The sequence below is a fragment of the Cryobacterium breve genome (genome assembly GCF_004402375.1).
In the GTDB taxonomy this organism is placed as follows: Bacteria; Actinomycetota; Actinomycetes; order Actinomycetales; family Microbacteriaceae; genus Cryobacterium; species Cryobacterium breve.
Window position 1 is genome coordinate 122,138 of the sequence record NZ_SOGJ01000023.1, and the last position, 25,230, is coordinate 147,367.

A 25,230-nucleotide genomic window follows, 5' to 3' on the forward strand; every position below is an offset into this window, starting at 1 on the left:
TCGACAAGGTGTTGGTACCGGTGGTGGGACTCGAACCCACACGTCCTTTCGAACAAAGCATTTTGAGTGCTCCGCGTCTGCCATTCCGCCACACCGGCTCACAACACCTGCATCAGAATACCGTAGGCTTTGAGCCGTGACCGACCAAGATTCAACCCCAGTTCCTCCTCGCCGCGTTGTCGTTGCCGAGGACGAGTCCCTGATCCGCCTCGACATCGTCGAAATTCTCCGCGACGCCGGATTCGAGGTGGTCGGCGAGGCCGGCGACGGAGAAACCGCTGTCGCCCTAGCCACCGAGCTGCGGCCCGACCTGGTCATCATGGACGTCAAGATGCCTCACCTCGACGGTATCTCCGCGGCCGAGCGCATCACCAAGGCGCACATCGCACCCGTCGTGCTGCTGACCGCCTTCAGCCAGAAGGAGCTCGTCGAGCGGGCGACGGAGGCCGGCGCTCTGGCCTACGTGGTCAAGCCGTTCACCCCGAACGACCTGCTGCCCGCCATCGAGATCGCACTGTCGCGCTACAGCCAGATCATCACCCTCGAGGCCGAGGTGGCCGACCTGGTCGAGCGGTTCGAGACTCGCAAGCTCGTCGACCGGGCCAAGGGGCTGCTGAACGAGAAGATGGGACTCACCGAGCCCGAGGCCTTCCGGTGGATCCAGAAGGCGTCCATGGACCGACGCCTCACCATGCACGACGTCGCCCAAGCGATCATCGAGCAGTTGAGCGCCAAGAAGTAGTTCCAGAACTCAGTCGTTATCGGCCGAGCAGACGCACCTCGCGGCGGTCTGCTCGGCCTTTCGTTTAGGGCTGCGGGCGGTTCGGCAGTTCCTTGATCAGGTTCGTGATGCGGATCGTCGAGCATCGCCGGCCCTGATCATCCGTCACGGTGATCTCGTGGGTCGTGAGCGTGCGGCCCAGATGCAACGGCGTGCACACTCCCGTGACGAAACCCGACGTCGCCGACCGGGTGTGCGTGGCGTTGATCTCGATGCCCACCGCCAAGCGGCCGGGGCCGGCGTGCAGATTGGCCGCCATCGAGCCCAGCGATTCGCCCAGCACGACATAGGCGCCACCGTGCAGGAGCATCGCCGGTTGCGTGTTGCCCTCGACGGGCATCCGTGCCACCGCACGCTCGATGGTGAATTCGACGAACTCGATGCCCATTTTTTCGGCCAGGGAGCCGGCTCCCCGCTGCTGGACCCACTCGAGGGCGTCCGTGGTCTGCTCGATCATATTAACCTTCGGTCGCTGCACCAGCCCGCGCCGGATGACGCTTGTAGGCTGTCTCTGTGTCAGATTCCGAAAAGCCTACCCTGATGATCATCGACGGCCATTCCCTGGCCTACCGGGCGTTCCACGCCTTGCCCGTGGACAGTTTCCAAACCCACGACGGGCAGCACACGAACGCCATCCACGGCTTCCTGTCCATGCTTCTCAGCCTGCTGCGTAACGAAAGACCCACGCACATCGCTGTGGCCTTCGACATCTCCCGGTACTCGTTCCGCACCCGGGAATACGCCGACTACAAGGGCACCCGGGCCAGCACGCCGAGCGAGTTCATCGGACAGGTTCCGCTGCTGCAGGAAGCCCTGGCCGCGATGAACATCACGACGCTCACCAAGGAGGACTTCGAGGCCGACGACATCCTGGCGACACTGTCCGTTCGAGGCAACCGGGAGGGTTTCCATGTGCTCGTGGTCTCCGGCGACCGGGACACGATCCAGCTCGTCAACGAGAACGTCACGCTGCTCTACCCTTCCAGTCAGGGTGTATCGGCACTCACCCGGTACGACCCGGCTCGGGTCAGGGAGAAGTACGGCATCGAGCCGGCCCAGTACCCGGATGTAGCAGCGCTCGTCGGCGAGACCAGCGACAACCTGATCGGCATCTCCAAGGTGGGGGAGAAGACCGCCGTGAAGTGGCTCGGTCTCTACGGCAGCCTCGACGGGATCCTCGAGCATGCCGACGAGATCAAGGGCGTCGTCGGCAACAACCTTCGAGAGCAGAAGGAGAACGCGATCCGCAACCGCCGCCTCAACCACCTGGTCACCGACCTTGACCTACCGGTGGAGTTGCCCAACCTCATTCGGCGCGCCATCGACGAGGCAGCCGTGCGCGATGTGTTCGGCCGACTCGAGTTCCGTACCCTGCTCGAGAGGGTGATCAAGCTCGAGGGTGCCGGTGCCGGTGAGGCCCAGGGCACCGCCGAGGGCGCAGCCGTGGTCGTGCCCGAAGAGGCTGTCGTTACCGCTCCTCGGGCTCCGCTCGCCCAGGACCTGCTCGACGAGGAGCTGGGGGCGTGGATCGCCCGCGTGTCAGCCGCGTCCCCGCGGGGGCTCGGCCTGTGCGTGGAGGTGCAGGACGGCCTGGCCATCGGCTTCGGCCTGTCCGGCCCGACCGAATCGGTCAACCTGCCCTGGCAACCCGGACGTGCGGACTACCTCGCGTTCGAGGCCTGGCTGGCCAGCGACTCGCCCAAGATCATGCACGACGCCAAAAGCCAGATCAAGGCGTTGCGTCGCAGCAACCTGTCCGTCTCCGGCCTGGTGTTCGACACCCTGGTCGCGGCCTGGCTGCTGCGTCCGGGTGTGCCGGACAAAACCCTCGCCTCCCTCGTCATGCGCTACCTCGACGAGACCCTGCCGGTGAGCGATCCCAATCAGTTGGTCCCGGACGAGAACGAAGCCGGAGGCGTGTCGGTGGAGTCCTGGTACACCTTCCGGGTGGCCGCGGCCATCGAGGCGTTGCTCGACGCCGGGTCGCGCGAGGTGCTCACCGCCATTGAGATGCCGACCCTGCTGGCCCTGGTCGACATGGAGCTGGCCGGCGTGGCCGTGTCACACGAACAGCTGGCCGCCCTGTCCAGCCAGCTGGGTGAGCGCGCCGCCGGGCTGGCCGCCGGCGCCTACGCCGAGATCGGCCGTGAGGTGAACCTCGGCTCACCCAAGCAGCTGCAGGAAGTCTTGTTCGACCAACTCGGCATGCCCAAGACCCGGGCGAACAAGACCGGCTTCTCCACGGATGCCGGAGCTCTTGCCGACCTGCAGGCCAGCAACCCGCATCCGTTCCTCGACATGCTGCTGCAGCACCGCGACGCCACCAAGCTGCGACAGATTGTGGAGACGCTGGACAAGGCCGTCGATGCGACGGGCCGCATCCACACGACCTACGTGCAGATCGGCACCGCCACCGGCCGAATCTCCTCCACCGACCCCAACCTGCAGAACATTCCGGTGCGCACCGAAGAAGGCCGTCGCATCCGTGCCGCCTTCCAAGCCGGAAACGGGGCCGAGTGCCTGCTCACCGCCGACTACTCTCAGATTGAGATGCGCATCATGGCGCACCTCTCCGGGGACCCGGGCCTGATCGAGGCCTTCAAAGCCGGAGAGGACCTGCACCGGTTCGTCGGGGCGAGCGTCTTCGGGGTGGCCCCGGAGGACGTCACGAATGAGATGCGTTCCAAGGTTAAGGCCATGTCTTACGGCCTCGCCTATGGACTCAGCGCCTTCGGGCTGTCCCGGCAGCTGCGCATCGACACGAAGGAGGCCAAACAGCTCATCACGGACTACTTCGCCCGTTTCGGCGCCGTGCGCGACTATCTGCGCAATGTGGTCGAGCAGGCGAAGCTGGACGGCTACACCGCTACCATCTTCGGCCGTCGGCGCCCGTTCCCCGAGCTGCACAGCGCCAATCGGATGGTGCGGGAGAACGCCGAGCGTGCGGCCCTGAACGCGCCGATCCAAGGGTCCGCAGCTGACATCATGAAGATCGCCATGAATCGAATCGCCGAGGACCTGGTCGAAGGCGGCCTGGAGTCGCGGATGTTGCTGCAAGTGCACGACGAATTGATCTTCGAAGTGGCCCCGGGGGAATGGGACGCGCTCCGCCAACGCGTGACGCACCGGATGGAGACGGCCGCCGACCTTCTGGTTCCCCTCGATGTTCAGGTGGGCAGGGGCGACAACTGGGACGCCGCGGCCCACTAGGAGACACCCGGCCGGTCCTCCTGAATGCGTGGGCCGGCCCTCCATGCTCGGTCGCTGGCGTGTTCTAGGCTCGGGTCATGACAACCGATAACCAGCGCACCCCCACGGCGATCGACCGGATCGCCGAAGACTGGGTGGACACCCTCGTCGACATCGACCCGACCGTGGGCACCTACATCGGTCGCACCGAGGCGGACGGACGCTTCGGCGACTACTCCCCGGAGGGCCTGGACCGCAGCGTCGCCGCCGCCCACTCGTTCATCGCCCGTCTCGACGCCGCCCAGGCGGTTGACGACGTCGACGTCGTCACCCGCACCGACCTGCGCAGCTCGCTCGCTCTCGACGTCGAGAGCGCCGAGGCCGGCTTGCCACTGCGCGACCTGAACGTGATCGCCTCGCCGGCCCAGAGCATCCGTGACGTCTTCGACCTCATGCCCACCACGACGGTCGCCGACTGGGACACCGTCTCGGCCCGGCTGAGCGCCCTGCCTGCGGCAATCAACGGGTACATCGAGACTCTGCGTCTCGGAATCGAGCGCGGCAGCATGCCTGCCCGGCGGCAGGTGCAGGAGGTCATTCTTCAGGCCCGTCGCCACGCCGCGAACGACGGCTTCTTCGCCGAGTTTGCCGCGAACGCCAGCCCCGAGACGGGATCGCTTCCGGCCTCGCTGGCCACGGATCTCGGCACCCGCGCGCGCGCCGCAGCAGCCGCATACGGCACGTTGGCCGATTTTCTCGGCACCGAGCTCGAGAACAAGGCGTCCACGCGCGACGCCATCGGGCGTGACCTCTACTCACTCCAGTCCCGACGATTTCTCGGCGCCACCATCGACCTCGACGAAACCTACGAATGGGGCGTGGAAGAGCTGGCCCGGATGGTGTCGGAGCAGGAGAGCATCGCCGACCAGATCAAGCCGGGTGCGAGCGTGCTCGAGGCCATCGCCTTCCTCGACACCGATCCCAGCCGCAAACTGCACGGCACCGACGCCCTGCAGAAGTGGATGCAGGAGACGAGCGACCGTGCCGTCGCCGAGCTCTGCGAGACCCAGTTCGACATCCCCGACGAGATCAAGCGCCTCGAGTGCATGATCGCCCCCACGCAGGAGGGCGGTATCTACTACACCGGGCCGACGGACGACTTCTCCCGCCCGGGCCGGATGTGGTGGTCGGTGCCGGTCGGGATCACCGAATTCGATACCTGGCGCGAACTCACCACCGTGTACCACGAGGGTGTCCCCGGTCACCACCTGCAGATCGGCCAGGCTGTCTACAATCGCGCGACGCTGAATACCTGGCGCCGCCAGCTCGCGGGTACCTCAGGCCACGCCGAAGGCTGGGCTCTCTACGCCGAACGGCTGATGGAACAGCTCGGTTACCTCGACGACCCGGCGGACCGCCTCGGCATGCTGGACGGGCAACGCATGCGCGCGGCGCGCGTTGTGCTTGACATTGGCGTGCACCTCGAGAAGCAACTGCCCGACGGATCCGGACCCTGGACCGCCGACTATGCCTTCGACTTCCTCGGCCGAAACGTGAACATGAACGCAAGCTTCGTCAAGTTCGAGGTGAATCGGTACCTCGGTTGGCCGGGACAGGCGCCGTCATACAAGGTGGGGCAGCGAATCTGGGAAGAACTCCGGGACATCTACGCGGCGCGAGAAGGCGACACGTTCTCAATCAAAGACTTCCACCGCAAGGCGCTGGACCTCGGTGGGGTCGGACTGGACACCCTCCGGGCGGCGATGCTCGGCTAGCGCTCCGAGCGGTTGGGCGTAGATTCGGGAGGGGCTGGCGAGTTGCCGGCCCCTCCCGCAAAACGATAAGCTTAACTGTCACGTTTGTGACGAATCATCCGTTGCCATACCGGTGCACGAGAACGAGATCCACTTCCGTGTGTGGCCCTATCTATGTCCATCCTGGAGCAACTACTACATGACAATCGCAACGACCGAACGGGCACCCAAGCAGGTCGCCATCAACGACATCGGATCTGCTGAAGACTTTCTTGCCGCGGTCGAAAAGACTCTGAAATTCTTCAACGACGGAGACCTCATCGAGGGCACCGTTGTGAAGATCGACCGCGACGAGGTACTCCTCGACGTGGGCTACAAGACCGAGGGTGTCATTCCCTCCCGCGAACTTTCCATCAAGCACGACGTTGACCCCTCCGAGGTCGTCAAGGTCGGCGACCTGGTTGAGGCCCTCGTTCTTCAGAAGGAAGACAAAGAAGGCCGTCTCATCCTGTCCAAGAAGCGCGCTCAGTACGAGCGTGCATGGGGCGATGTCGAGAAGATCAAGGAATCGGATGGCGTTGTCACCGGTTCGGTCATCGAGGTCGTCAAGGGTGGCCTCATCGTGGACATCGGTCTTCGTGGCTTCCTGCCGGCTTCGCTCATCGAGCTGCGCCGCGTTCGCGACCTGACCCCGTACCTGGGCCAGGAGATCGAGGCCAAGATCCTCGAACTCGACAAGAACCGCAACAACGTTGTGCTGTCTCGTCGTGCGCTGCTCGAGCAGACTCAGTCTGAGAGCCGCACCACGTTCCTCAACAACCTCCAGAAGGGACAGGTCCGCAAGGGCGTCGTTTCGTCGATCGTCAACTTCGGTGCGTTCGTCGATCTGGGTGGCGTTGACGGTCTGGTTCACGTCTCCGAACTCAGCTGGAAGCACATCGAGCACGCCAGCGAGGTCGTCGAGGTTGGCCAGGAAGTCACCGTCGAGATCCTCGAGGTCGACCTCGAGCGCGAACGCGTGTCGCTTTCACTCAAGGCCACGCAGGAAGACCCGTGGCAGGTCTTCGCCCGCACGCACGCCATCGGCCAGGTTGCACCGGGTAAGGTCACCAAGCTCGTTCCGTTCGGCGCGTTCGTTCGCGTTGCCGAGGGCATCGAAGGACTCGTTCACATCTCCGAGCTCTCCGGCAAGCACGTCGAGCTCGCCGAGCAGGTTGTGGCTGTCGGCGACGAGGTCTTCGTCAAGGTCATCGACATCGACCTCGAGCGTCGCCGCATCTCGTTGAGCCTCAAGCAGGCCAACGATGGTGTCGACCCCGAGGGCACCGAGTTCGATCCGGCACTCTATGGAATGCTCACCGAATACGACGACCAGGGCAACTACAAGTACCCTGAGGGCTTCGACCCGGAGACCAACGAGTGGCGTGAAGGCTTCGAAACCCAGCGCGAGAAGTGGGAGCAGGACTACGCTGCAGCCCAGGCTCGCTGGGAAGCTCACAAGAAGCAGGTTTCGTCCGCGAACGACGAGATCACCGCCGTTGGCGACGTCCCGTCCGCCGCAGGCAACACCTTCTCGAGCGAGACGGCCGGCGCCGGCACGCTCGCGGACGACGAGGCGCTTGCCGCACTGCGCGAGAAGCTCTCCAGTTCCAACTAGTAGCAGGTTCCAACCAGTAGCAGGTTCCAACCAGTAGCAGGTTCCACCTAGTATTCGGATCCGACTGGATACTGCCTCCAAGCAGTGACTTGCGCTACCGCACATCGAAAGGCCGGTCCCCTCGGGGCCGGCCTTTTTGCGTCACTGCGTGGCCGAGGCCGTAGCATGGCAGGCGTGTACTTGATTGGACTGACCGGAGGGATCGCATCCGGAAAAAGCACCGTGGCCCGCCGGCTCGTGCGGCATGGTGCCGTGCACATCGACGCCGACCACCTGGCCCGCGTTGTGGTGGAGCCCGGCATGCCGGGGCTCGCGAAGATATCGGATGCGTTCGGTACCGCGGTCCTGCTGGCCGACGGGAGCCTGGACCGGCCGGCGCTCGGCGCCGTCGTGTTCCGAGACCCGGCGGCGCGAGAGCGCCTCAACGCCATCGTGCACCCCGAGGTGAGGGCGCTCTCGAACGCGCTGATCCGCGACGCGGAGGCGGAGGACCCGGACGCGATCGTCGTCTACGACGTTCCGCTGCTCGTAGAGGCCGGTGTCGACCATCCGTTCGACCTCGTGGTGGTCACCCTGGCCGACGAGCAGACCCGGGTCCGCCGCATGGTGGAGCTGCGCGGAATGGAGGCCGGCGAGGCGGAGCGCAGAATTCGCTCGCAGGCGAGTGACGCCGACCGCCTCAGCGTCGCCGACGTCGTCATCGACACGGGCGGCACCCTCGAGCAGACAGTGGCGCAGGTCGACGCGCTCTGGGACCAGGTGCACGCCGAGGGCGAGCAGCGCACTGTCAGAGGCGCTCCGTAGACTGAGGGCATGGAACCAACGCGCTCTGTAAATCCGTTCGAGGTGGTGAGCGAGTACACACCCAGTGGTGATCAGCCCACCGCCATCGCCGAGCTGGCCGGCCGGATCGACGCCGGAGAGACCGATATCGTTCTGCTCGGCGCCACCGGAACAGGCAAGTCCGCTACCACCGCCTGGCTGATCGAGCAGGTGCAGCGCCCCACCCTGGTGCTCGCCCACAACAAGACCCTCGCCGCGCAGCTCGTGAACGAATTCCGCGAGTTGATGCCCAACAACGCCGTCGAGTACTTCGTGTCCTACTACGACTACTATCAGCCCGAGGCCTACGTGCCGCAGACCGACACCTTTATCGAGAAGGACTCCTCGATCAACGCAGAGGTCGAACGACTGCGGCACTCCACCACGAACTCCCTGCTCAGCCGGCGTGACGTCATCGTGGTCTCCACCGTCTCCTGCATCTATGGTCTGGGCACACCCGAGGGCTACCTCGAGGCCATGGTCGCCCTGCAGGTGGGGCAGCAGGTCAACCGGGACTGGCTGATCCGCAAGTTCGTGGCCATGCAGTACGAGCGCAATGACATCGACTTCTCCCGGGGCCACTTCCGGGTGCGCGGCGACACCATCGAGATCATCCCGATGTACGAAGAACTGGCCATCCGCATTGAGATGTTCGGCGACGAGATCGAGGCGCTGTACAGCCTGCATCCGCTCACCGGCGACATCGTGAAGAAACTCGACTCGGTTGCCGTGTTCCCCGGTTCGCACTATGTGGCCAGCACCGATGTCATGCAGCGGGCGATGGGCACCATCCAGGAAGAACTCGACGAGCGGTTAGAACAGCTCGAACGCGAGGGCAAACTGCTTGAGGCCCAACGCTTGCGGATGCGCACGAACTTCGACCTCGAGATGATGGAGCAGATCGGCTTCTGCTCCGGCATCGAGAACTACTCCCGGCACATCGACGCGCGGCAACCGGGGGAGGCGCCGCACTGTCTGCTCGATTATTTCCCGGACGATTTCCTGATGGTCATCGACGAGTCCCACGTCACGGTGCCGCAGATCGGCGCCATGTACGAGGGGGACTCGTCGCGCAAGCGCACGCTCGTCGACCACGGATTCCGCCTGCCCAGCGCTCTCGACAACCGTCCGCTCAAATTCTCCGAGTTCAAGGGGCGGGTCGGCCAGACCGTCTACCTGTCCGCGACGCCCGGCAAATACGAGATGGGCATCGCCGACGGCATCGTGGAGCAGATCATTCGCCCTACCGGGCTGATCGACCCGCAGATCATCGTCAAGCCGAGCAAGGGCCAGATCGACGACCTCCTCGAGGAGATCCACAAGCGCGTAGAGCGCAACGAGCGCGTCCTGGTCACCACGCTCACCAAGAAGATGGCGGAGGAGCTCACCGACTTCCTCACCGAGGCCGGCGTGCGGGTGCGCTATCTGCATTCGGATGTCGACACTCTGCGCCGCGTGGAACTCCTCACCGAGTTGCGGGCCGGCGTCTACGACGTGCTCGTGGGCATCAACCTGCTCAGGGAGGGCCTGGACCTGCCCGAGGTGTCCCTGGTGGCCATTCTCGACGCCGACAAGGAGGGTTTCCTCCGTTCGGCGACTTCTCTGATCCAGACCATCGGCCGCGCGGCCCGAAACGTTTCCGGCGAGGTGCACATGTACGCTGATCGGCTCACGGCCTCAATGGAGCGGGCGATCGACGAGACCGACCGTCGACGTGAGAAACAGGTGGCCTACAACACCCTGCACGGCATCGATCCCACCCCGCTGCGTAAACGCATCGCCGACATCACCGAAGTGCTCGCCCGTGAAGAGGCCGACACCGCAGAGTTGCTGGCCGGCCGCGACGCGCGGCGCAAGGGCGTGGCGCCGACGCCGCGCCGTCAGGGGCTCGCCGCGAACGGCGCGAACGACCTGGAATCGATCATCGCCGACCTCAACGGCCAAATGCTCGAGGCAGCCGGGGAACTCAAGTTCGAGCTCGCCGCCCGCCTCCGTGACGAGGTGTCGGAGCTGAAGCGGGAGCTGCGCCAAATGGAGAAGGCCGGGCACATCTGATCCGCACCTGGTTCGAACCCAACTCGGTATATATCGAACATGTGTTCGCTCAGGGCGTGGCGGTTTGGAGGGTTCGCCCGGTGACACTGAATAGACTCGGATGGTGTCAATTTCCCAGGTAGAGACCGGCTCAAAACTCAGCGTCCGTGGCGCCCGCGTGCACAACCTGCATAATGTGGACCTCGAGATTCCGCGCGACTCCCTCGTCGTGTTCACAGGGTTGTCCGGATCGGGCAAATCATCGCTCGCGTTCGACACCATCTTCGCCGAGGGGCAGCGGCGCTATGTGGAGTCCCTGTCCGCATACGCACGCCAGTTCTTGGGCCAGGTCGACCGCCCCGACGTGGACTTCATCGAGGGGCTGAGCCCGGCCGTCTCCATCGACCAGAGATCGACCAACCGCAACCCGCGCTCGACCGTGGGCACCATCACCGAGGTCTACGACTACATGCGGCTACTCTGGGCGCGCATCGGCGTGCCGCACTGCGCTGTCTGCGGGGAAGTCATTCAGGCTCAGACGGTGCAGCAGATTGCCGACCAGCTGATGGAACTGGGCGACGGCATCCGCTACCAGGTGCTCAGCCCGGTCGTGTCCCAGAAAAAGGGCGAATTCGTCGACCTGTTCAAGGAACTCGCGGCCAGCGGCTATTCCCGCGCCATAGTGGACGGCACCCAAATCCAGCTCAACGAGCCGCCCGTTCTGAAGAAACAGCTCAAGCACGACATCTCCGTTGTCATCGACCGCCTGGTCGCGGGTCCCGACCTCCTCAGTCGGCTCACCGACTCGCTCGAGACGGCGCTCAAACTGACCGACGGCGTCGTGCAGATCAACTACGTCGACCAGGAGGGCGACGAGGCCTGGCAGAGCTACTCGGAGAAACTGTCCTGCCCCAACAATCACCCCGTGCAGCTGACCGAGATCGAACCGCGCACGTTCTCCTTCAATGCGCCCTTCGGCGCCTGCCCTGAATGCTCCGGTCTCGGCACCCGTATGTCGGTCGACGCGGAGCTGCTTCTCGGCGACCCTGAATTGAGCATTGCGGATGGCGTCGTTCTGCCATGGACCACTCAGGGCAAGGGTCTGTTCCAGTACTACGAGAAACTCCTCGACGGGCTCGCCCGCGACCTGGACTTCTCTCTGGACACCCCATGGGGTGAGCTCCCCTCCGAGGTGCAGGACGCCGTGCTGCGCGGCGACAACTTCGAGGTCAAGGTCAAGTGGAAGAACCGGTACGGCCGGGAGATGAGCTACACCTCCGGCTTCGAGGGCGTTGTGCCCTACATCGAACGCCAGTACCTTCAGGCCGAATCCGACACCCAGCGCGCCCGCTGGGGTGAGTACCTGCGCGAGGTGGACTGCCCGGTTTGCTCGGGCACCCGGCTCAAGCCCGAGGTCCTCGCCGTGTTGGTGCACGGGTTCAGCATCGCGGATGTCTGCAGCCTGAGCCTCACCGACGCTCGCGGTTTCATGAACAAGCTCGAGCTGACCGACCGGGAGGCCGTGATCGCCGCGCAGGTGCTGCGTGAGATCAAGGCGCGTCTGGACTTCCTCATCCGCGTCGGGCTGAACTACCTCAATCTGGCCAGAGCCGCGGCGACCCTCTCCGGTGGTGAGGCGCAGCGCATCCGTCTGGCCACCCAGATCGGCTCGGGGCTGACCGGGGTGTTGTACGTGCTCGACGAACCGAGCATCGGTCTGCACCAGCGTGACAACCGGCGGCTGATCGAAACCCTCGTCGCTCTGCGCGACCTGGGAAACACCCTGATCGTGGTCGAGCACGACGAGGACACCATCAAAACGGCCGACTGGGTCGTGGACATCGGCCCGGGCGCCGGCGTCAACGGAGGCCACGTGGTGCACTCCGGCTCGTATGCCGACCTGCTGACCAACACGCAGTCCCTGACCGGGGACTACCTGGCCGGCCGGAAGTCGATCCCGACCCCGACCACCCGCCGCGAAATCGACCCGGCGCGCGAGATCTCCGTCATCGGAGCCGAGGCCAATAACCTGAAAAAGGTGTCGGTCAGCTTTCCGCTCGGAACGTTCACGGCTGTGACCGGCGTCAGCGGATCCGGTAAGTCCTCACTCGTCAACGACATCCTCTACCGAGTGCTGGCCAACCGGCTCAACGGTGCCCGCAAGCTCCCCGGGCGGCACACTCGGGTCACCGGCCTCGATCAGCTCGACAAGGTCATCCATGTCGATCAGGCCCCGATCGGCCGTACGCCGCGCTCCAATCCGGCTACCTACACGGGCGTCTTCGACAAGATCCGAACCCTGTTCTCCGAGACGATCGAGGCTAAGGCACGCGGCTACCTCCCCGGCCGGTTCAGCTTCAACGTCAAGGGCGGCCGCTGCGAGGCCTGCTCCGGTGACGGCACGATCAAGATCGAAATGAACTTCCTGCCCGACGTCTATGTCGCCTGCGAGGTCTGCGGGGGAGCGCGCTACAACCGTGACACCCTGACGGTGCGCTACAAGGGCAAGAGCATCGCCGAGGTACTGGACATGCCGATCAGTGAGGCCGCCGAGTTCTTCGAGGCGATCTCCTCCATCCACCGGTTCCTGAACACCCTGGTCGAGGTCGGCCTCGGCTACGTGCGGCTCGGCCAGAGCGCGACGACACTGTCCGGCGGTGAAGCCCAGCGCGTCAAACTGGCCACCGAGCTGCAGCGCCGCTCCAACGGCCGCAGCGTCTACGTGCTCGACGAGCCGACGACGGGCCTGCATTTCGAGGACGTGCGTAAACTGCTGCTCGTGCTGAACAGCCTCGTCGATAAGGGCAACACCGTGATCGTGATCGAGCACAACCTCGACGTGATCAAGTCCGCCGATTGGGTGATCGATCTCGGTCCCGAGGGCGGCTCCGGCGGCGGTCGCGTGTTGGCAACCGGCACGCCGGAGCACGTCGCTACCGTGAAGAAGAGCCACACCGGCATGTTCCTGAAGGAGATCCTGGCGGCGCACTGACCGCGCTCGGAAACCGATATGTCCGACGCGCTGAGCTACCGCCCCAAAACGGGCGAGATCCCGACGAGCCCCGGAGTCTACCGGTTTCGCGACGAAACCGGCCGGGTGCTGTACGTCGGTAAAGCCAAGAATCTGCGGGCACGGCTCGCCAACTACTTCGCTCCGTTGAGCAGCCTGCACGAGCGCACCCGGCGCATGGTCACCACGGCCAACTCGGTGGAGTGGACGGTCGTCGGCACCGAGGTGGAGGCCCTGCAACTGGAGTGGACCTGGATCAACGAGTTCGATCCGCCGTTCAATGTGCAGTTCAAGGACGACAAGTCGTACCCCTACCTGGCGGTCACCCTCGCCGACGAGGCGCCGCGGGCCCTCGTCACCCGCACCACCGGCATCCGAGGGGCCCGCTATTTCGGGCCGTACCCCAAGGTCTGGGCCGTGCACGAAACCATCGAGCTCATGCTCAAGGCCTTCCCCATCCGTACCTGCAACAACGCCAATTACAAACGCGCCATGCAATCCGGCAAACCCTGTTTCGCCGGGCAGATCGGACGCTGCTTCGGCCCCTGCTCCGGCACGGTCACCATTGATGAGCACCGCGCGATCGTCACTGAGTTCGTCAGCTTCATGGGAAGCCAGGATCGCAAGCTGATCAACAAGCTCACCGCGGAGATGAAGGATGCCGCGCTGACCCAGAACTACGAGGTCGCCGCGAAACGGCGCGACCAGGTTCGGGCACTGGACGCTGTGCTGGAGAAGAGCGCCGTCGTGCTCCGCGACAACGTCGATATCGACCTCTTCGCCATCGACCAAGACGAGCTGGCCGCCGCCGTGCAACTATTCATCGTGCGTGGCGGGCGTATCCGCGGTGTTCGCGGGTGGATGGTCGACAAGGAGCTCGACCTCACGACGGGCGATCTGATCGACTCGATCATGCTCACCGCCTACGGATCAGGGGCAGTGCCACCCCGCGAGATAGTGGTACCGGAACTACCCGACGACGCCGAGGCGCTCGAGACCTGGCTGGCCGGCGTCGGCAAGCGCAAAGTCAGACTCGTCGCCGCGCAGCGCGGGGAGAAGGCGGCGTTGCTCGCCACGGCCACCCAGAACGCCAAGCACGCGCTGATGCTCTACAAGACCCGGCGAAGCTCTGACTTCGTGGCGCGGTCCAAGGCACTCGAAGACATTCAGGAGGCACTGGAAATGCCGTCGGCACCCCTCCGAATGGAATGCTATGACGTGTCGCACCTCAGCGGCACCAATATCGTCGCGTCAATGGTGGTCTTCGAGGACGGCCTGCCGCGCACCGACGAGTACCGTCGGTTCAGCATTCCCGAGTCGACGGATGACACGGACTCCATCTACCGCACGCTCACGCGACGCCTGGCGTACCTGCTCCCCGACGAGGTTGCTGCCCCGGAAACCGAGGGCGATGCCGTGGGCAAGCGCAAGAAATTCCGTTACCAGCCGAATCTTCTCATCGTCGACGGTGGCCAGCCGCAGGTTGCCGCGGCGGCCCGCGCCCTGCGGGAGTCGGGAGTGACGGGCATCCAACTGTGCGGAATCGCAAAACGGCTTGAGGAGATCTGGCTGCCGGACTCCGACTACCCGGTGATCCTGCCGCGGAACAGCGACGCCCTCTTCCTGATCCAGCGCATCCGGGACGAGGCGCACCGGTTCGCGATCGTGCACCAGCGCTCGAGACGGAAGCGCGACATCACGTCGGTGCTGGGGGAGGTCCCCGGTCTCGGCCCGGCTCGGGTGAAAGTGCTCCTGCAACATTTCGGCTCTGTCGCCCGGCTCAAGGAGGCTCAGGTGGAGACGATTGCCGAGGTCCGCGGCATCGGCCCGGTTCTGGCGGAGGCGATTCATCGGCACTTGCGCGTCTGAACCGCCCGGCTGATCGGTAGGCTGATCACTTAGGTTCCATCCGATCGAAGGCGCAGCGCAGAATGACAACGGAGAACGACAGGCAGGAAATGCTTATCGTGACAGGAATGTCCGGCGCAGGTCGCTCCACGGTGGCCAACGCCCTCGAAGACCTGGGCTGGTACGTGGTCGACAATCTGCCGCCACAGATGCTGCGTCCGCTCGTCGAACTCGTGGGTCGCGCCGGCACGAGCCTGCCCAAGATCGCGGCCGTTGTCGACATTCGCGGCGGGGATTTCTTCTCGGACTTCCAGGAGATCTTGTACTCGCTGCGGAGGACGTCCCAGGTTCGGGTCATCTTCCTCGAGGCACGCGACGATGTGCTCGTGCGCCGGTTCGAATCCGTACGTCGCCCGCATCCGCTGCAGGGTGAGGGCACGATCCTCGACGGTATCTCGGCCGAACGGCACAAGCTCAGCGCCGTGCGCGAGTCCTGCGACCTCGTTATCGACACGTCAGACCTCAACATCCACCAGCTGGCCACAGCGATCTCCGACCGGTTCGCCGCCGAGGACGCCGCCGGTGTGCATGTCACCTTGATGAGCTTCGGCTTCAAATATGGTCTCCCCACCGACGTCGACATGGTCGCCGACGTTCGTTTCCTACCCAACCCGTTCTGGGTCCCTGAGCTGCGGGCCCACAACGGCCAGGATGCGGAGGTGCGGGACTTCGTTCTCGATCAGACCGGTGCGCGGGACTTCATCCGGCACTATGCAGCCGCTTTGGAACCGGTCCTCGCCGGCTATCAGCGGGAGAACAAACGCCACGCGACCATTGCGGTCGGGTGCACGGGCGGCAAGCACCGCTCGGTCGCCATGGCCGCGGAAATCGCGGCCCTGGTCAAGGATTTCCCCGGCGTCGCCGTCAGCATCAAGAATCGCGACCTCGGACGAGAATGACCCGGCCATCGGTGACTGCTTGCAGCAGGCACCGACTCCGGCCAGAACGAATACAACTCGGCCACCTGTGGCCAGGACGACAGAATGGACAAGCGATTGGCACTCACCGCCGACGTCAAAGACGAGCTTGCTCGCGTCGAAATTTCAAAGACCACGGTGCGTGCAGCGGAACTGGCGACCATCCTTCGCTTCTCCGGTGGACTGCATATGATTTCCGGAAGGATCGCGATCGAGTCGGAGCTGGACACCCCACTTCTCGCCCGGCGGGTGCGTAAGGACCTCGCCGAACTGTACGGCGTGCGCAGCGACGTAACCGTGATCCCCGCAGCGGGACTGCGCCGCGCCAGTCACTACTTGGTGCGGGTGCTCGACGGGGGCGAGACTCTCGCGCGTCAGACGGGCCTGCTCGACGCGAGACGGCGCCCGATCCGCGGGCTCCCGAACCGGCTTACCACGGGATCGAAGGAAGAAATCGCTGCCGTCTGGCGAGGGGCTTTCCTCGCCCACGGGTCCCTGACCGACCCTGGCCGGTCCGCGGCTCTGGAGGTCACCTGCCCCGGCAACGAATCCGCCATGGCGCTCGTGGGAGCCGCCGGGCGCCTTGGGGTGGTCGCCAAGGCTCGCGAGGTGCGCGGCGTGCACCGCGTCGTCATCCGTGACGGCGACGCTATCGGTGCGATGCTCGTTCAGATGGGTGCCCAGGAGACCGTTCTGAACTGGGAAGCCCTCCGCCAGCGCCGTGAGGTGCGCGCGACCGCCAATCGTCTGGTCAACTTTGACGACGCGAACCTGCGCCGTTCCGCACAGGCAGCTGTGGCCGCGTGTGCGCGCGTTCAGCGTGCCATGGAGATCCTCGGTGACGACATCCCGGAGCACCTCCGGTACGCGGGGGACCTACGTCTCTCCTTCCGCGATTCCAGTCTGGACGAGCTCGGCCACCACGCCGAACCGCCCATGACGAAGGACGCCGTCGCCGGACGCATCCGTCGGCTGCTGGCCATGGCCGACAAGAAAGCCTCCGATCTGGGCATTCCCGGAACCGACGCGAATCTTCCCACGGATCTCGACGACGTCTGACGTGCTCGGCACTCAGCGTTCATCCACGTTCGTCGCAGCCCCAGCCCATCCTGAGTAGACTGGAATGGTTGCTCACGAACTGGTGGCGGAGCATTTCGCGCCGACAACTACAGAGGAGATGCACATTGGCTGAATACACACTTCCGGCTCTGGCCTACGACTACTCGGCCCTGGCGCCGAGCATCAGCGGCACCATCATGGAACTTCACCACGGCAAGCACCATCAGGCCTACGTGACGGGTGCGAACACCGCCCTCGCTCAGCTGGCCGAGGCGCGCGACGCCGGCACCCTCACCTACGTGAACAAGCTCGAGAAGGACCTCGCTTTCAATCTTGGCGGCCACGTCAACCACTCGATCTTCTGGACCAACCTTTCGCCCGACGGCGGCGACAAGCCTGTCGGCGAACTGGCCAGTGCGATCGATGACAACTTCGGGTCCTTCGACAAGTTCCAGGCGCACTTCGCGGCCGTGGCGCTCGGCGTTCAGGGATCCGGCTGGGCCGTTCTGGCCTGGGACTCCATCGGCCAGCGCCTGATCATCCAGCAGTTCTTCGACCAGCAGGCGAACTTCGCTGCCGGTACGATCCCCGTGCTGATGCTCGACGTCTGGGAGCACGCGTACTACCTCGACTACCGCAACGTTCGTGCCGATTACGTGAAGGCATTCTGGAATATCGTCAACTGGGCGAATGTCCAGGAACGCTTCACCGTGGCACGCGAAAAGACCAACGGACTTCTGCTCCTCTCCTAGAGGAGCCGGCCCCCTCGGGGGCCGGCAGCCCGTCCCGTTCAACCAAAAAACCGCGCTTCGGCGCACAAGTATGAGGAGACATCTGTGTCTGTAAAGATTGGTATTAACGGATTCGGCCGCATCGGTCGTAATTATCTTCGCGCCGTCCTGGCCCAGGGCAGCGACATCGAGATCGTCGCCGTGAACGACCTCACCGAGGCGAAGACGCTGGCTCACCTTCTTAAATATGACTCCATCACCGGTCGCCTGCCCGCCACCGTCGAGGTCGATGGTGACACCATCCTCGTCAACGGCAAGCCGATTAAGGTCCTCGCCGAGCGCGACCCGGCCAACCTTCCGTGGGCTGCCCTGGGCGTCGACATCGTGATCGAGTCCACCGGACGCTTCACCAAGGCCGACGATGCGCGCAAGCACATCACCGCCGGTGCCAAGAAGGTCATCGTCTCCGCTCCCGCCTCAGGCGACGCGGCCACGATCGTCATGGGTGTCAACGAGGCGGACTACGACCCGGCCAAGTTCGACATCATCTCCAACGCGTCGTGCACCACGAACTGCCTCGCGCCACTCGCGAAGGTCTTCAACGACAACTTCGGCATCAAGCACGGCCTGATGACCACGATCCACGCGTACACGGCCGACCAGAACCTTCAGGACGGCCCCCACTCCGATCTGCGTCGCGCCCGCGCCGCCGCACTGAACATCATCCCGACCTCGACCGGTGCAGCCAAGGCCCTGGGCCTGGTTCTGCCTGAGCTCAAGGGCAAGCTTGACGGCTTCGCATTGCGCGTTCCGGTTCCCACCGGTTCCATCACCGACCTCACCGTCGTTGCCGAGCGCCCCGTTACCGTCGAAGCCATCAAGGCTGCGTACAAGGCCGCTGCTGAGGGCCCCCTCAAGGGAATCCTCATGTACACCGAAGACGAGATCGTCTCCAGCGACATCGTCACCGACCCGCACTCCTCGATCTTCGACGCCGGCCTGCTGCGCGTCATCGGCGACCAGGTCAAGCTGTCCGCATGGTACGACAACGAGTGGGGCTACTCCAACCGCATGGTTGACCTCACCGCGCTCGTCGCCAAGAGCCTCTAACGGAGTCCGCAGTGACGCTGCGTACTATCGAATCACTGGGGAATCTCGGCGGAAAACGTGTCATCGTCCGATGTGATCTGAACGTGCCGTTGCAGGACGGTCAGATCACCGACGACGGCCGCGTACGGGCATCCCTGCCCACCATCAAGGCCCTTGTCGAACAGGGTGCGCGCGTTGTCGTCGTGTCGCACCTCGGGCGTCCTCAGGGAGCACCGGAAGCCAAGTACAGCTTGGGCCCGGTTGCGGTCCGTCTCGGCGAACTCCTGGGCGCGAACGTGGCATTCGCCACGGACACGGTCGGGGCTTCAGCGCAGGCTGCCGTAGCCGCCCTGACTGACGGCCAAGTCGTCGTTCTCGAGAACCTCCGCTTCAATGCGGGGGAGACCGCGAAGGATGACGCCGAGCGCGGCGCATTCGCCACGGAGCTTTCCGCTCTGGGCGATGTGCTCGTCTCGGACGGCTTCGGCGTCGTGCACCGCAAACAGGCCAGTGTGTACGACCTCGCCGGGATTCTTCCCAGCGCGGCCGGGCTCCTGATCGCCGCGGAGCTCGAAGTTCTCGATCGTCTTACGGAGAAGCCGGAATCGCCGTACGCGGTCGTTCTGGGTGGATCGAAGGTCTCGGACAAGCTGGGCGTTATCGGACACCTGCTGCCCCGTGTCGACTCGCTGCTCATCGGTGGAGGCATGACCTACACGTTCCTTGCGGCACAAGGCCACAAGGTGGGCGCAAGCCTGCTGGAATCCGACCAGATCGAGACCGTACGCGGTTACCTTCTGGAAGCGGAGCGCCTGGGCGTGAAGATCGTGCTGCCCACGGACATCGTCGTCGCCTCGAAGTTCGGGGCCGACGCTGAGATCACGGTCACCCCGTCCAACGCGATCGAGGACACCGCATTCGGTGCCACCGGTCTCGGCCTGGACATCGGACCGGAGACGGGTGCGGCTTTCGCCGAGATCATCCGTGCATCGAAGACGGTCTTCTGGAACGGTCCCATGGGCGTGTTCGAGTTAGAGCCGTTCGCGGAGGGCACCCGTGCTGTGGCCGCCGCGCTGACCGAGGTCGATGGACTGAGCGTCGTCGGCGGCGGAGACTCCGCCGCCGCGGTTCGCACCCTCGGATTCACCGATGACCAGTTCGGTCACATTTCAACCGGCGGTGGCGCCAGCCTCGAGTTCCTCGAAGGCAAGCGACTACCAGGACTGGAGGTCCTCGGATGGCAGTAAACGAACACCCACGGCGCACTCCGCTGATTGCCGGCAACTGGAAGATGAACCTGGACCACCTCCAGGCCATCGCATTCGTCCAGAAGCTCGCGTGGAATCTTAAGGATGCGAAGCACGATGTCGCAGCGGTCGAGGTTGCGGTGTTCCCACCGTTCACGGACCTGCGCTCGGTGCAGACGCTCGTTTCCGCCGACAAGCTCCCGATCGCCTTCGGCGGCCAGGACCTGTCGGCCCAGGACTCTGGTGCCTACACCGGCGAGATCTCCGGTGCCTTCCTCGCGCAGCTCGAGTGCAAGTACGTGTTGATCGGTCACTCCGAACGACGCACACTGCATGCCGAGACTGACGAGGTCGTCGCGGCAAAGGTCACGGCCGCGCTCAAGCACAACCTCGTTCCGATCATCTGCGTCGGCGAGACCGCCGCGGACTTAGAACTGCACGGCCCGAGCGCCGTGCCGGTAGCCCAGCTGCGAGCGGCCCTTGCGGGCGTGTCCAACGCGGCCGACTTCGTCGTCGCCTACGAGCCCGTCTGGGCGATCGGTTCCGGCCAGGCGGCAACGCCTGAGCAGGCCGAGCAGGTGGCTGCGCAGCTTCGCCTCGTTCTGCAGGAATCGCTGGGCCAGGATGTGGCCGACAAGACCCGCATCCTGTACGGCGGTTCGGTCAAGGGCTCCAACATCGCGGGCTACATGCGCGAGCCGAATGTTGACGGCGCCCTAGTGGGCGGCGCCAGCCTGGACATCGACGAGTTCTCGAGCATCGTCCGGTTCCAGAAGCACGTCGGGCTGTAACAGAACGGTCTGCACTAAATGGTCTGAAACGGCCGAGAACTAGGTAGCAGTCTTGGAACCAGCCCATCGGCCCCCAATAGGGGGCCGGTGGGCTGGTTCGCTACTCAGGCTATGATTATCACTGATCTTGATGGGACATGTGTGCCCATCGCACTGTGAAAGGTTTCGCGTGGAGATTCTCCAGGTTGTGCTGCAGGTATTGCTCGGAATTACGAGCCTCCTGCTGACCATGCTCATTTTGCTCCACAAGGGGCGCGGTGGCGGTCTCTCCGACATGTTTGGCGGAGGTGTCACGTCCAACCTCGGGGCGTCCGGTGTTGCCGAGCGCAACCTCAACCGCATCACCGTCATCCTGGGGCTGCTGTGGATCACGTGCATTGTGATCCTGGGTTTGATCACCAAGTTCGACACGGGGCTTTAGCCTCCCGTTTCACAGCTCTCGTTTCACAGGTTCGACGAGCATCGGCTCAACCGGTCAATCGGCTTCAACGCCCTTTTCAAGCGGAGGAACAATATGGCATCTGGTGGCAGCGCAATCAGGGGATCCCGGGTCGGTGCCGGCCCGATGGGGGAGCAGGACCGCGGTTTTCACGCGGACCGGATCAAGGTGTCCTACTGGGATGCTCTCGGCAACGAGACCGTGCGGTACTTCGCCGCCAACCTCCCCGACGAAGAGATCCCCGAAAGGATCGATTGCCCGTCGTCCGGGCTTCCGGCCGGGCGGGACAAGGCGAACCCTCCGTCGGTGGTCAAACTCGAACCGTACAAAACGCACCTGGCCTATGTGAAGGAACGTCGTACGGAGGAAGAGGCAGAGTCGCTTCTCGAAGAGGCGCTGCAGCAGCTTCGCGTGCGTCGCGGCAAGTTGTCGGCGACGAACTGACGGTCGACATCCATCGCTCGTACGCAAAGCAGAAAGGCCCCGACATTCGTCGGGGCCTTTCTGCGTTGCATTACCGACTCTAGAACGTCGATGCGGTGAGGTTTTCCGGAACCTCCGCGGCTGCCTCCTGGTCGACGAAGAAGTTGGTGTACCGACGGCCCTTGATGCCCGCAACCGGTACTTCATCTCGGCTGGCACCCGCGAGGGCGAGGCCGAGTGCCGAGGCCTTGTCGTGCCCGGCCAGGACCATCCAGATGCACCGTGAGGTGTTGAGGGCGGGGCGGCTCAGGGTAAGGCGCTCCAACGGGGGCTTGGGGGAGTTGAGAACCGCGAGCACACTCTTGTCATGCTCCCGAATGCCGGGCAAGTGCGGGAAGAGGGAAGCGACGTGCCCGTCTGGGCCCACTCCCAGGAAAGTGATGTCGAACCGCGGAAGCTGCGTTCCATCGATGGAGCGGGACTCCAGCAGTTCGGCGTAGCTGGTGGCAGCTTCTTCGAGGTCAAGTCCTTCATCGGAGGCTGCGAACGGGTGGATGTTCTCGGCCGGCACTGAGATGTGGTCGAGCAGAGCGGTGCGTGCTTGGAGCTCGTTGCGGTCGGGGTGTTCCTTCGGTACCCAGCGCTCGTCGCCCCACCAGAACGTGACCAGGTCCCAGTCGATGGTGTCGCGGGCGGCGGAGGCGTTGACGGCCTCCAACACTTCCATTGCGACGGAACCGCCGGCCAGTACCACGTTCACCTCTCCCTGCTCGTGCAGGATGTCAACGGTCGTTGTGATGAAACGGGCGGCCACGGAGGCGGCGAGAGCCGCCCGATTCGGGTGCACGAGTACGCGTCGTTCGTTGGTCACGGTCATCCTTCGTTCTGTTCTACGATCACATCGTCAAGGTGCGGGAGGCCGCGCGTAATGACCTCACCATACAGCTCATCCGGGTCGAGACGGCGCAGTTCGTCGCTGAGACAATCGCGCAGGCTGCGCCGTTTGAGGGTGAGGTCCTGAACGGGCTGTCCAGGCTGGGTAAGGCGGGCGACGGCGGGAACCTCGCGTTCGAGAGAGATCACACCTGCCGCCCGGGTGAGCTGAACACTGCGGATGCCGTGTGACAGCGGACCCGTGGTGAATTCGTAGTCGACGCTGACCTGCAGCTGCAGGGCCAGCCAGGCGGCGAGCAGCGTCGTCGAGGGCGAGTCAGCGGCTCCGGTGACCTGCACGGCCGTGACGGGCTGGAAAGGCGGCTGGTCGAGGACCGCGGCCAATTGCGCCCGCCAGAGGGTGAGCCGCGTCCACGCGAAGTCCGTGTCTCCCGGGCGGTACGAGCTGCTCAGGTTGTGCAGGGCGGATTGAGGGTCCGGCTGGGCTGAGGCATCCGTGATACGGCGGTGGGCTATGCGTCCGAGCGGACTCTCTGCCGGGACGGTCGGCGCCACACCTGGCCACCACGCCACGACGGGGGCATCGGGCAGGAGCAGGCCCGTGACCAGGCTTTCCGGATCGCTGGCGGCGTCTCCGTAGGCGCGCAGAACGATGACCTCGCTCGCTCCGGCGTCGCCGCCGACCCGGATCTCGGCGTCGACCCGGGCGGCCAGCGGCTCGGCCCTGTCCTGATCCATCGTTGACAGCACGATCACGCGCATGGGGTGTTCGCGGGAGGCGTCGTTCGCTGCCTCGATGGCCTCCTCCTCCCGACCCATGGTGGAGGCGATGATCAGTGTGAGCACGCGACCGAGGGCAACGGCACCGCCTTCCTCCCGGATGCGCACCAAAGCCTTCGAGATCTTGGAGGTGGTCGTGTTGGGCAGATCGACGATCATGGGCGTCTCCAGTGTCGGCCGTCGCGGGACAGCAGTTCATCGGCCGAGGCCGGGCCCCAGGTGCCGGGCCGGTATTGCTCCGGCTGGCCCTGGTCTGCCCAGAATTCCTCGATCGGGTCGAGGATCTTCCAGGACAACTCGACCTCTTCGTGCCGGGGGAAGAGTGGCGGGTCACCCAGGAGTACGTCGAGGATCAACCTTTCGTACGCCTCCGGACTGGCCTCGGTGAAGGCATGGCCGTAGCCGAAGTCCATTGTCACGTCGCGTACCTGCATTCCGGCACCGGGGACCTTCGAACCGAAGCGGATGGTGACGCCCTCGTCGGGCTGCACCCTGATGACGAGTGCGTTCTCGCCCAGCGGTGCGGAATTCCCCTTCGCGAAGAGGTGCTGCGGCGCGCGCTTGAACACCACGGCGATCTCGGTCACTCGTCTCCCGAGGCGCTTGCCTGCGCGCAGATAGAACGGCACCCCGGACCAGCGCCGAGTCTCAATGGTCAATCGCAGTGCGGCATACGTCTCGGTGCGGGATTCGGGGTCCATCCCGTCCTCCTCGAGAAAGCCGAGAACCTTTTCGCCACCCTGCCAGCCGCCCGTGTACTGCCCGCGCGCCGTGCCAAGGGCCAGGTCATCCGGGAGACGCACGGACGCGAGTACCTTCTCCTTCTCCGTTCGGAGGTCGGCCGCATCGAAGGAGATGGGCTCTTCCATGGCAGTCAGTGCCAGCAACTGCAGGAGGTGGTTCTGGATGACGTCCCTGGCCGCTCCGATGCCGTCGTAGTAGCCGGCTCGGCCACCGACACCGATATCCTCGGCCATCGTGATTTGCACATGATCGACGAAGTTGGCATTCCAGATCGGTTCGTACAGCTGGTTCGCGAAACGCAGCGCCAGAATGTTTTGCACCGTCTCCTTGCCCAGGTAATGGTCGATACGGAAGACGGAGTCCGGCGGGAAGACCGACTCGACCACAGCGTTCAGCTCGCGCGCTGTCTGGAGGTCACTGCCGAACGGCTTCTCGATCACGACCCGGCGCCACTGGCCGGCCTTCTGCTCGGCGAGGCCGGAACGGCGAAGCTGTTCCGTCACCTGAGGGAAAGCCTTGGGGGGGATCGACAGGTAGAACGCGTGGTTGCCCATCGTTCCGCGCTCCTGGTCGAGCTGGGCGATCGTGTCCTTGAGCAGTTGGAACGACGCGGCGTCGTCGAAGGACCCTGGGACGAAACGGATGCCCTCGGCGAGCTGGGCCCATACGTCCTCATTGAATTCTGTGCGCGCGTACTCCTTGACAGAGTCGTGCACGACCTTCATGAAGTCTTCGTTGGTCCAGTCCCGGCGCGCGAAGCCAACGAGTGCGAACCCAGGCGGGAGCAGCCCGCGGTTGGCCAGGTCATAGACGGCCGGCATGAGCTTCTTCCGTGACAGGTCACCGGTGACTCCGAAGATCACGAGGCTGCTGGGACCGGCGATCCGATTCAGACGGTAGTCGTTCGGCGAACGCAGAGGATTGAACTCCGGGGTGATTTCCACCGGGGACATGCGGCTCC

Annotated in this window: 20 protein-coding genes and 1 tRNA gene; 16 read left to right on the forward strand and 5 right to left on the reverse strand. The window is 64.6% G+C overall.

All coding sequences use genetic code 11. The annotated features are described in order from the left end of the window. Window positions 1-12: 12 nt before the first annotated feature. A tRNA-Leu gene (locus tag E3O65_RS10510) sits at window positions 13-98 on the reverse strand. 38 nt (window positions 99-136) lie between these two features. Here E3O65_RS10510 and E3O65_RS10515 point away from each other — a divergent pair. Continuing rightward, window positions 137-742: an ANTAR domain-containing response regulator gene (locus tag E3O65_RS10515; RefSeq protein WP_104100541.1), complete on the forward strand. Its 606-nt coding sequence runs from the start codon at window positions 137-139 to the stop codon at window positions 740-742. A 64-nt stretch (window positions 743-806) separates the two neighbouring features. Here the strand turns inward: E3O65_RS10515 and E3O65_RS10520 are convergent, their stop codons facing one another. Then, window positions 807-1,238 (reverse strand): hotdog fold thioesterase, encoded by a 432-nt coding sequence (locus E3O65_RS10520; protein ID WP_134363677.1) that lies wholly within the window; start codon window positions 1,236-1,238, stop codon window positions 807-809. A gap of 56 nt (window positions 1,239-1,294) precedes the next feature. Between E3O65_RS10520 and polA the strand changes: the two genes are divergently transcribed. From polA to E3O65_RS10595, 15 genes are all read left to right on the forward strand, one after another. Then, window positions 1,295-3,991, forward strand: a complete 2,697-nt coding sequence (polA, locus tag E3O65_RS10525) for a DNA polymerase I (protein WP_134363678.1) — start codon at window positions 1,295-1,297, stop codon at window positions 3,989-3,991. 77 nt (window positions 3,992-4,068) lie between these two features. Beyond that, complete coding sequence (locus tag E3O65_RS10530) at window positions 4,069-5,745, forward strand: DUF885 domain-containing protein (RefSeq protein ID WP_134363679.1); 1,677 nt, start codon at window positions 4,069-4,071, stop codon at window positions 5,743-5,745. 178 nt (window positions 5,746-5,923) lie between these two features. Next, entirely contained in the window at window positions 5,924-7,381 is a 1,458-nt protein-coding gene (rpsA, locus tag E3O65_RS10535) for a 30S ribosomal protein S1 (RefSeq protein WP_134363680.1), read from the forward strand. 174 nt (window positions 7,382-7,555) lie between these two features. Then, window positions 7,556-8,185 (forward strand): dephospho-CoA kinase, encoded by a 630-nt coding sequence (gene coaE / locus E3O65_RS10540; RefSeq protein WP_134363681.1) that lies wholly within the window; start codon window positions 7,556-7,558, stop codon window positions 8,183-8,185. 9 nt (window positions 8,186-8,194) lie between these two features. After that, on the forward strand, window positions 8,195-10,258 hold the full coding sequence (uvrB, locus tag E3O65_RS10545) for an excinuclease ABC subunit UvrB (RefSeq protein WP_134363682.1): 2,064 nt from the start codon (window positions 8,195-8,197) through the stop codon (window positions 10,256-10,258). A 103-nt stretch (window positions 10,259-10,361) separates the two neighbouring features. After that, a complete protein-coding gene (gene uvrA / locus E3O65_RS10550; RefSeq protein ID WP_241985597.1) occupies window positions 10,362-13,229 on the forward strand; it encodes an excinuclease ABC subunit UvrA in 2,868 nt (955 codons plus the stop codon). A gap of 18 nt (window positions 13,230-13,247) precedes the next feature. Further along, window positions 13,248-15,116: an excinuclease ABC subunit UvrC gene (uvrC, locus tag E3O65_RS10555; protein WP_134363684.1), complete on the forward strand. Its 1,869-nt coding sequence runs from the start codon at window positions 13,248-13,250 to the stop codon at window positions 15,114-15,116. Between the two features lie 62 nt (window positions 15,117-15,178). Next, entirely contained in the window at window positions 15,179-16,054 is an 876-nt protein-coding gene (gene rapZ / locus E3O65_RS10560) for an RNase adapter RapZ (protein WP_134363685.1), read from the forward strand. 96 nt (window positions 16,055-16,150) lie between these two features. Beyond that, entirely contained in the window at window positions 16,151-17,131 is a 981-nt protein-coding gene (gene whiA / locus E3O65_RS10565; RefSeq protein WP_134364096.1) for a DNA-binding protein WhiA, read from the forward strand. Between the two features lie 125 nt (window positions 17,132-17,256). Next, entirely contained in the window at window positions 17,257-17,883 is a 627-nt protein-coding gene (locus E3O65_RS10570; RefSeq protein WP_134363686.1) for a superoxide dismutase, read from the forward strand. Window positions 17,884-17,967: 84 nt separating this feature from the next. Further along, on the forward strand, window positions 17,968-18,972 hold the full coding sequence (gene gap, locus E3O65_RS10575; RefSeq protein WP_134363687.1) for a type I glyceraldehyde-3-phosphate dehydrogenase: 1,005 nt from the start codon (window positions 17,968-17,970) through the stop codon (window positions 18,970-18,972). 11 nt (window positions 18,973-18,983) lie between these two features. Continuing rightward, window positions 18,984-20,198: a phosphoglycerate kinase gene (locus E3O65_RS10580; RefSeq protein ID WP_134363688.1), complete on the forward strand. Its 1,215-nt coding sequence runs from the start codon at window positions 18,984-18,986 to the stop codon at window positions 20,196-20,198. Beyond that, entirely contained in the window at window positions 20,189-20,989 is an 801-nt protein-coding gene (gene tpiA, locus E3O65_RS10585) for a triose-phosphate isomerase (RefSeq protein ID WP_134363689.1), read from the forward strand. Before E3O65_RS10580 ends, tpiA begins: the two co-directional genes overlap by 10 nt. 169 nt (window positions 20,990-21,158) lie before the next feature. Then, window positions 21,159-21,410 carry a preprotein translocase subunit SecG gene (secG, locus tag E3O65_RS10590; protein ID WP_104170978.1) on the forward strand — a complete coding sequence of 84 codons (252 nt, stop codon included), beginning with the start codon at window positions 21,159-21,161 and terminating at the stop codon, window positions 21,408-21,410. Between the two features lie 93 nt (window positions 21,411-21,503). Then, entirely contained in the window at window positions 21,504-21,872 is a 369-nt protein-coding gene (locus E3O65_RS10595) for an RNA polymerase-binding protein RbpA (RefSeq protein WP_134363690.1), read from the forward strand. 79 nt (window positions 21,873-21,951) lie between these two features. Here E3O65_RS10595 and pgl read toward each other — a convergent pair whose 3' ends face one another. The 3 genes from pgl to zwf are packed head-to-tail and all read right to left on the reverse strand — an operon-like array spanning window position 21,952 to window position 25,222. Next, complete coding sequence (gene pgl, locus E3O65_RS10600; protein ID WP_134363691.1) at window positions 21,952-22,722, reverse strand: 6-phosphogluconolactonase; 771 nt, start codon at window positions 22,720-22,722, stop codon at window positions 21,952-21,954. Between the two features lie 2 nt (window positions 22,723-22,724). Next, a complete protein-coding gene (locus E3O65_RS10605) occupies window positions 22,725-23,684 on the reverse strand; it encodes a glucose-6-phosphate dehydrogenase assembly protein OpcA (RefSeq protein WP_134363692.1) in 960 nt (319 codons plus the stop codon). Next, window positions 23,681-25,222: a glucose-6-phosphate dehydrogenase gene (gene zwf, locus E3O65_RS10610; protein ID WP_134363693.1), complete on the reverse strand. Its 1,542-nt coding sequence runs from the start codon at window positions 25,220-25,222 to the stop codon at window positions 23,681-23,683. The genes E3O65_RS10605 and zwf overlap by 4 nt, the downstream gene beginning before the upstream one ends. Window positions 25,223-25,230 lie beyond the last annotated feature (8 nt).

Bases quoted from the DNA above. Each gene is read 5' to 3' on its own strand.
- E3O65_RS10520 (WP_134363677.1), bottom strand. From the start codon at position 1,238: ATGATCGAGCAGACCACGGACGCCCTCGAGTGGGTCCAGCAGCGGGGA.
- E3O65_RS10530 (WP_134363679.1), top strand. From the start codon at position 4,069: ATGACAACCGATAACCAGCGCACCCCCACGGCGATCGACCGGATCGCC.
- rpsA (WP_134363680.1), top strand. From the start codon at position 5,924: ATGACAATCGCAACGACCGAACGGGCACCCAAGCAGGTCGCCATCAAC.
- uvrB (WP_134363682.1), top strand. From the start codon at position 8,195: ATGGAACCAACGCGCTCTGTAAATCCGTTCGAGGTGGTGAGCGAGTAC.
- uvrC (WP_134363684.1), top strand. From the start codon at position 13,248: ATGTCCGACGCGCTGAGCTACCGCCCCAAAACGGGCGAGATCCCGACG.
- rapZ (WP_134363685.1), top strand. From the start codon at position 15,179: ATGACAACGGAGAACGACAGGCAGGAAATGCTTATCGTGACAGGAATG.
- tpiA (WP_134363689.1), top strand. From the start codon at position 20,189: ATGGCAGTAAACGAACACCCACGGCGCACTCCGCTGATTGCCGGCAAC.
- E3O65_RS10595 (WP_134363690.1), top strand. From the start codon at position 21,504: ATGGCATCTGGTGGCAGCGCAATCAGGGGATCCCGGGTCGGTGCCGGC.
- E3O65_RS10605 (WP_134363692.1), bottom strand. From the start codon at position 23,684: ATGATCGTCGATCTGCCCAACACGACCACCTCCAAGATCTCGAAGGCT.
- zwf (WP_134363693.1), bottom strand. From the start codon at position 25,222: ATGTCCCCGGTGGAAATCACCCCGGAGTTCAATCCTCTGCGTTCGCCG.